Origin of the sequence: Methanosarcina baikalica (assembly GCF_031461075.1) — an archaeon.
Taxonomy (GTDB): Archaea; Halobacteriota; Methanosarcinia; order Methanosarcinales; family Methanosarcinaceae; genus Methanosarcina; species Methanosarcina baikalica.
In genome coordinates, this window is sequence record NZ_JAVKPK010000039.1 from 25788 (window position 1) to 33994 (window position 8207).

The window sequence follows — 8207 nt, forward strand, 5'->3', positions numbered from 1 at the left end:
GATTTGAATCTTCAATAACCCTTTTAGAACGTTTCGAAAAGAAATATATTACAGTATAATTAATACCAGTTGCATATTCCAGAAATTTCAGAGATTCCAGTGATTTAAGAAAGTATCATGAAATTGAATTTACTTTATTCAAAATGATCCAGATTTAGATAATTTCTAGATATTATAGCACATAGTAATTAGAAGGAGTATATAATAATAAAAAGGGACCCACCATGACAAACCTTGCAATTATCGGGACGGAAAAAAGCGGAAGGACCTCCCTTGCCGCAAACCTTGGGAAAAAAGGGACAGCTTCCGACATAACCATGTATAATAACGATAAAGAGAGCCGGAAAATGGTTTTTGTGGACCCTCAAGGCTATCCTAAGGCCTTAAAACCCCTGGTTACGGCACTGAATATTTCAGAGATGGCAATCCTTTGCATTCCTCCAGAGGGTCTGGACAGGGATAGTCCTGTAAGTGTTTACACCGGAGAGTGCATTGTTGTCCTGGATCTACTTGGCTTTAAGCATGGGATAATTGCCCTGACAAGATCCGACAGCACCCACATGCATGCAATCGATGAGCTGAAAAAGAAAATAAAACTAATGACTGCAGGCACTTCTCTCCAAGACTGGAAATGTATTTCCCTTAATACCAACAAAAGTGCAAAAATCCCCTTTGAAGGCGTTGAAGATCTCAAAGCCAGAATTAATACGATTTCGGAAGAAATCGAAGCTGAACAGGCTGAATTGAATAAACTGCCTGCAAGGGTGTTTATAGACCATGCCTTCAATGTGACTGGAAAAGGCTGTGTTGTTCTTGGAATTGTCAAACAAGGAATCTCAAAAGACAAAGATAAGACCAAAATTTTCCCGCTGGACAGGGACGTTGAAATTCGTTCCATTCAGAGCCACGATGTGGATATCGAGAGTGCGCCTACAGGCACCAGAGTTGGAATGCGCCTTAAAAATGTGCAGGCCAAAGACATAGAAAGGGGATTTATCATTTCCGATAAAGAAATCGTAAGCACTGACTACATCCTGGAATGTGCTCTCTCAAAATTCACAAGGAAAATTGAAGCCTCCAGTGTACTTCATCTCTTCGTTGGCCTGCAGTCCGAACCTGTACGTGTAGAAAAAATTCTGGTTGACGGGCAGGAAGTTAAAGAAGCGAAGCCTGGCAGCATCTGCGTGCTGGAACTTTCAGGTAACAAAAAAGTAGCTTACAGCAAAGAAGACCGCTTCCTGCTGGCAAACCTTGACCTGACACAGCGCTTTGCAGCTTATGGCTTTTCGAAGTAAGTTTCTTTAAAAACAAATTATTTTAAGGGAATGACATGGAAAAAGATTTAGGGAATAATAAAAGCACATGTAAAAACGAAAACAATAAAGTGAAAGACAGGACTCTTTATGGGAATGTGTTCCACAGAAATATCTGCTGGCAACGCTCTTACCAGAGGCCGGAAGGTAAGGAGATTATTATGGCACTATATGGTAGTCTCAGAGACGGTCTCTACAATAGCCGGCGTTTTGACCTCCAAAATAGGTCAGAGCTCCTGGGAACAACAACAGTAAGAGGATATGCTCTTTATTCTCTGGGTCCCTACCCTGGCATCTACCCTTCTGAAGGTTTTTCTATCGTCGCTGAAGTGCGCAGGTTCTCAGGAAAACAGCAACTTGAAATCGCGAAATCAATTGATTATATGGAACTTTTTGGGGGATACCACAGGGAATATGTGGATCTTGAAATAGATGAACAGAAGATCAGAGGCTTCATCTATGTTTATGATGAAAAGCCCGAAACGGAAAGAATCGAGCATGGTGACTGGACCAGATACTTGAAAGAAAAATGTGAAAAGGGCTGAAAAGAAAAAATTTCGAATAACTGAAAGAAGAGATTGAAAATTTCTCTTTTACAACTTTCTTAAAAATTCAAGGCTTTCAATTCCCTCTTCGACAGAACTCATTTCGGTGACAAAAATCCCCTTATAGTCCGAAAGCTTTTTCATAACATGTTTCCAGTCTATCGTACCTTTTCCCAAGGGGAGATGTTCGTCTTTTTTGCCCATGTTATCGTGAATATGTATATGGGAAATTTTATCTGTAAGGAACTCCAGGAAGTCGTCAACAAGCCCAACTGTATTTGCATGTCCAACATCGAAGGTAAAGCCCACGTTGTGACTCCCAATTGAATCAAGCATTTCTTGCATTTCATCGGGATATTTCCCAAAGATCTTAGGAAGATTAGGCATATTTTCGACAGCAATCAAGATTCCGAAATCTGCTGCAAAGTCACAAATTTCCCGGAGAGAGGCAAGATTAGTAAAATAAGCCTCTTGCGGAACCTGCACGCCATAAGGGGAAAGATAACCGGGGTGTATTACAGCCAGATTGACATAGTTAGAGGCAAGAGTCAGGTAATGTTTCATTTGTCTAATGACTTCTGCCCTGAGTGAGTCGTTCAGACCTGCCAGATTCATATCTGAGAAAGGCAGGTGAAGGGTCAGCTCAAGGTCAGTGGTTTCATTGATATTTTTCAAATTTTGAATATTCTTGCTGTTCAGACACTGGGACCCTTCCTGTACGATTTCCCAACCAGTATACCCATGGTCTTCGAGCGTGTAAGCCCATTTGAAAGGGTCTTCAACGACTGCACGCGACGAATAACTGATTCTATGCAACTGCATGATGAAAATTCATTCCTTTTTATTTGTTAATATAAATTTGTGGGTGCGAATTGAGATATATTTAACTGAATTAAGTTAACTAAACTAAGTTAATTGAATTAAGTTAACTAAATTCGGATTAATTTAATGCGTTCTTTCAATGGATTTCAACAGAGAACTCAGGGCTTTTCAGAGCATTAAAGACATAATAAAGGTTACAATCACTAAAAGCGTATTAAGACTTACAGAGCATTAAAACCTTAAAACGTTTCAACTCTTCTCCACATAATCCATATCCAGCTCAATAATAGGTTTTCCTTCTTCTGTAAGGGGCAAAAGCCATTCAAAAAGTCTCTCCATTTCTTCTTGAGAGTCAGCCCTGATAAAGACTTTAATGGACCCGAGAGGTTCTTCTTGAGCAGGAATACTGGGAATTCCGACAAAAGCAGCTTGTTTATTGAGCAAAAAACGGACTGAAAGCCCGTCACGTGATAAGCCTTTCCCGAATGCCTTATTGCGGATGCTATCTATAATTTGTTCTCTGCGAACCAGCCCATACATGGTTAGCAGAAGATCAATTCCTCCTTCCCCTGAGATAAGAAACGAGGGATTAACTTCTGTCTCAGGTTCAGTAGCTTCAATAGCCTTCTTTTCGAGTATTATACCAGTAAAAAGGGATGAAATTGCTCTGGTAACTTTTTCCGGGCTTTCCGTGGGATATACATCTGCTGAAATCTTAACGTGTATCATAAGTTTACTCCAGTAATTTAAAAAGGGTTATTCCAGAAATTTATCTCATCGTTTATTCCAGGAATTATCTCATCGTTTATTCCAGAAATTTATCTCATCGTTTATCCCAAGAATTTATTTCATCATTTATTCCAGGAATTTATCTCATCATTTAATAAAATTCTTCTCAGCAAAATTATTTTTCCGGATTTATCTTTAAAAGCTATTGTGCCGGATTTTCTCCGGAATAATTGCTCAAAACATCAACGACATCCTTTTTAAAAGTCTCTAGAGTGAAATTATTTTCAATTTGGACATTTGATGCTTCTATAGCTTCTCCCATGCCCCAGCTAAGTTCTCGCTCGTCCCGGCGGCGGAGACCTTCTATACTATTCATATCATCGCTTCTACCTCGCTTCTGAACTCTGGAAAAGCGGATTTCAATAGGAGCATAAATGGAAATCAGGACAAAACCTTCTCCGAATTCTCGCCTGAAGCACTCAACTTCAGCAATTCCACGTACCCCGTCCACGACCACAAGTTCAGAGCCCTTTTCCCTGATCTGAGAAACACAGCGTATGGCGACCGCGTCCATGCCCTCGCATTTGCGAAGTTCTGTTGCAACCATTCCAGTATTGGAATCGTTGGGTTCAAGCCCACGCCTCAAGACTTCTCTCCGGATCACATCACCCATATTAATAACGGGAATGCCCATTTCAGCAGCAATTCTGGCAGCTTCTGATTTCCCAGATGCTGGCATGCCTACGAATGCTATTATCTTCATCAAAAATTCCCTTTTAAACTTGAATAATAGACTTGAATTACAGATTTGAATCATTAGATTTCAATGTGATAAATTAAAAGCTCGATTTAATAAATGTTAATCATAAATCTGAGCGAAAACTTGAATAATAACTTAAAGGGCAGCTAAATAATAAATTAAAGGGTGGCTAAATAATAACTCAAAGGGTAGCTAAATAATAAATTAAATAGTAATTTAAATAATAAATTGAATAATAAATTGAATAATATAACTTGTACGTTAACTTATGAATATGATATGATCCTAGTCAAACCACAGGATCATATATATTATTTCCTGAAAACTGGCACCTGAATTAATGAAAAAATCACAAACTAGAGTAAGGAAAGAGCAAAAGGCAGAGAAAGAAAGGCAGGAAAGACGGAAGGCAAGAAAAGGACAACGGATAAGGGAAAGCCCGAGATAGTAGAATGGGAGGGTTTTTAACCCTCATGAAAACATCTTGTTGAAAACTGATGCCTTAAAATCCACAAGGGGCTTGAGCCTGTAATCTTCAAGAAGAACCTTGCGAGTGTTTTCTACTGGGACGCTCAGGGAAATTTCTTTTGTCCGGCCGTAACGCCCTTTGCTTACGACCACTGCGTTGACTATTCCCAGCATATCAAGTTCGGACATCAGGTCAGTAACCCTGCGCTGTGTAAGAATATCCACATCGATGTGATGACAGAGCTGACGGTAGACATTGTACATTTCGCCAGTTGTGACATTCTTACCTTCTCTGCCCCGGTTCCGCAGAAGAATAATACTATAGAGTACGAGCTTGGACTGGGTAGGGAGGGTCCTTACTACTTCGACAACTCGGTCGATTTCAATCTTTTCCTGAGCACGCCTTACATGCTCTTCAAGGACCTGAGGCTGGTTTTCCCTCTCTGCAATTTCCCCTGATACCCTCAGGAGGTCAAGTGCGCGACGGGCATCGCCGTGTTCTTGAGCTGCAAAGGCAGCGCATAGGGGAATTACCATTTCACCCAGTACCCCGTCGTTGTAAGCCATTTTTGCCCTTTGCTTCAGGATATCGCTAATCTGCTCAGCATCATAAGGCGGAAAAATCAGTTCTTCTTCACCCAGGGAACTTTTGACCCTTGGATCCAGAAACTCAGTGAATTTTAAATCGTTTGAAACCCCGATCATGCTTACTTTAGCTTGCCGAAGGTCTGTATTAATTCTGGAGAGATTGTAAAGTACATCATCGCCTTTTTTGATCAGCTTGTCAATTTCATCTAGAATTATGATAACGACCTGCTCTCTGGAATCAATTGCTTCCTTGAATTTCATGAAGACCTGGTCAGTCGGCCACCCGGTCATAGGAACGTCTTCTTCAAAATGTCTGGCAAGGTTTGCAAGGAGCCGATATTGTGTGTCGATTACTTCACAATTGATGTAGACAACAGAGCAAAAAAGTGATTTGTCTTCACTTACCCTCTCAAGTTCTTTTCCCACGTACCGGGTCACTGCAGTCTTTCCTGTCCCTGTTTTGCCATAAATAAGCACATTGGAAGGAGTTTCTCCCCTGAGTGCGGAGACCAGGATGGTTGCAAGGCTGTTAATCTGTTCATTCCTGTGCAGCAACAGATCAGGCGTGTAAGAAGGTCGAAGAACTTCTTTGTTTTTGAAAATTGATTTTCCGTCAAGTAATTTTTCGAATAAGCCGTCTAATGATTGAGCTTTTATCATGAATGACCCTCTATAAAAATTGATGATACTCAGAATTTAATGGGATAGTACAGTTGACATATTTTGAGCGACAATGATGAATATACTCAATAAAGTTAATAAAATAATTAATAATATATATAATTTAATATGTATCTAATTAATAATGTGCACTATTTAATGTGCGTCTAATAATGTGTATCGTTTAATGTATATCATTAATACAGTCAATAAACCATAGAATATATTTCTATATATTATCAACCATACAATATGTTTTTCCCAATTATGTTCTCAATTACTGTCATAAGTCCAAGTAATTGAAAATCCTGTTTAGGGAATATATTTTTAGGGATCTCTGTTATTATGTTTTTCAAGCTTTCAGCTGCAGGCCGAACCTGCAAAATTCGATTTTAAACTCTCTGAGATTCTGAAGATCATGCTTCTTAAGGCCAGAATGCCTTCAGAAGTTAAGCTTTTTAACTATTTTTAAGCGATAACTATTTTTAAGCGATATTAAGTGTTTTTCAGCATTTACTTGCTTTCTGAAGCCAGGGGGAATTCAGGCTGTCTTCAATTCTCAGTTTTCTGAATCCACAGTAGTTATTTATCTTTTTAGAGCTGTCTGTTTAGACTTTTAGAGCTATCTTTTCATAGTCTTCCTGCTCAAATATTTTTAGATAATTGTAATCATAATTATTACTGGACAGCTTTCAATTAACATTGCGATAGACATTACATCGCTTTCAGATGATTACTGTGATAGTTATCAAATATCTTTAAATAATTGTAAACATGGGGGTGTTTGGAAAAAAAAAACTTTTGATTTTCCAAATTTGGAACTAAAGTTCTGTAAGATTTTGGAATTTACTCCATTATTCTTTCGCTTGTATGAGAAAACTTATGAATTTCAAACCTTATGAATTTCCGCTCATAAGAGAAAGGGATAGAAAATACATGTTTCTTATAGTTAATGCCTGAAATTCTTATTTCTACAAACTGCTTATTAAATGACTGGAAAGTCTGACTTGTTGATCACTTCTCAAACCTAGATAAAACATACATTCCAGATCTTCTTTCTTCAAAATATTAGGAGTAATTGATATATAAGCAAGTAATTTTAAGCTATATTTGCAGTAGATGCAATGGAAGTACACCGTATTAATAGTTATGGTAAAGACCCGTTTATTTCCAGTGGAAAGGTTTCAGCCTTATATATTTACCAAAAAAACGTTACCAGAGGACGTATGAATTTTAAAACAAAAGATTCAGCATTCCAGAACCAATAGAGGTAAAATTCAAATCCTTTTTTTCGTATGGAAGATAGTATAAATATTTTTGACTTTTTTACTTAAATTTAAAGAATAAAAATTTTTATATAAAATCGGACTGCTTACACAGCAGTTTCGGCTCTTACTTCAAATTATTTCAGTTCAATATGTTACCTGTATAATCATACAATCTTTACAATTGTACAATTAGGCATGGTAAAAGATAGAATTTAGATAGGTTCCAAAGTACTTTCTATCAAGAATCTCCTTGAATACGTCCTATTCTGATCTATTTTTATGGGGCTTTTATTTATTGAAAGTTTTAATAAACTGGGCATTTAATAAATTATCTTCAGATTTATGTGAAAAAGAGATTAAAGAGGTGTAAAAGAAATTAAATGAAGAAAATGAAGAAAATAAAGAAAATGGAGGATATTTTAGAGAGGACCCCCTTATTTCCAGTGGAATGCTTAAATAACCCCCGGACCCCATTGTTTCCAGTGAAGAGATTTTAAGATTCTGAAAGCAAAATAAAACATTGTTTTATTTAGTTAAAAAGCAAAATATTAGTGTTTAGTTATGAAATTAATAGTATATATAGTTTATTATAATAAATTAGAATTTTATTTAGAATTTTTTTTAAGAAATCTAATTATAATTTGAGTTTAGGGATTAGCTCTATTATTAACATTATCAACATCTCAGCAAAAATTTACTGCCTCTATAATCCCTGAATCCCCTCCACTGGAAATAAAGGGGTCCCTCTTTGCTCAAGACATTTTTATGATTGTAATATCCTCCCATTCCCGTTTTTAATAAAATCTATGGTAAGTAAAAACGATATCATGCGTCTTCGGTTAAGTGAGGAATCATGATAAATTGTATTCATTCCCTTGACATATGTCCAAAATTTAGATAGACTTTGAACTGGAACGAGGTGTCGATTTTAGGTAAAGAGGCTAAAATTTGAGGCCAATTTATGACATAAAACCGATAACCTTCAGGCAAGAAAATTCCTTAACCGATGACCAATGAAAACGATATACATATTTTGCTTTATATTTTCATTTCT

Annotated in this window: 6 protein-coding genes; 2 read left to right on the forward strand and 4 right to left on the reverse strand. The window is 37.3% G+C overall.

Annotated features, from left to right (window positions below):
- Positions 1 to 224: 224 nt before the first annotated feature.
- Positions 225 to 1295 (forward strand): elongation factor Tu, encoded by a 1071-nt coding sequence (locus RG963_RS10280; protein ID WP_310576180.1) that lies wholly within the window; start codon positions 225 to 227, stop codon positions 1293 to 1295.
- Positions 1296 to 1330: 35 nt separating this feature from the next.
- Positions 1331 to 1858 (forward strand): gamma-glutamylcyclotransferase family protein, encoded by a 528-nt coding sequence (locus RG963_RS10285; RefSeq protein WP_310576181.1) that lies wholly within the window; start codon positions 1331 to 1333, stop codon positions 1856 to 1858.
- A gap of 48 nt (positions 1859 to 1906) precedes the next feature.
- On the opposite strand, the gene RG963_RS10290 is transcribed toward RG963_RS10285, so the two are convergent.
- The 4 genes from RG963_RS10290 to RG963_RS10305 form a co-directional block, all read right to left on the reverse strand.
- On the reverse strand, positions 1907 to 2680 hold the full coding sequence (locus tag RG963_RS10290; RefSeq protein ID WP_310576182.1) for a sugar phosphate isomerase/epimerase family protein: 774 nt from the start codon (positions 2678 to 2680) through the stop codon (positions 1907 to 1909).
- Between the two features lie 249 nt (positions 2681 to 2929).
- Positions 2930 to 3409, reverse strand: a complete 480-nt coding sequence (locus RG963_RS10295; RefSeq protein ID WP_310576183.1) for an RNA-binding domain-containing protein — start codon at positions 3407 to 3409, stop codon at positions 2930 to 2932.
- 202 nt (positions 3410 to 3611) lie between these two features.
- Entirely contained in the window at positions 3612 to 4172 is a 561-nt protein-coding gene (locus RG963_RS10300) for a dephospho-CoA kinase (RefSeq protein ID WP_310576184.1), read from the reverse strand.
- Between the two features lie 468 nt (positions 4173 to 4640).
- The gene (locus RG963_RS10305; RefSeq protein WP_310576185.1) at positions 4641 to 5885 is read right to left on the reverse strand and encodes an ORC1-type DNA replication protein; all 1245 of its coding nucleotides are present in this window, start codon (positions 5883 to 5885) and stop codon (positions 4641 to 4643) included.
- Between the last annotated feature and the right edge of the window lie 2322 nt (positions 5886 to 8207).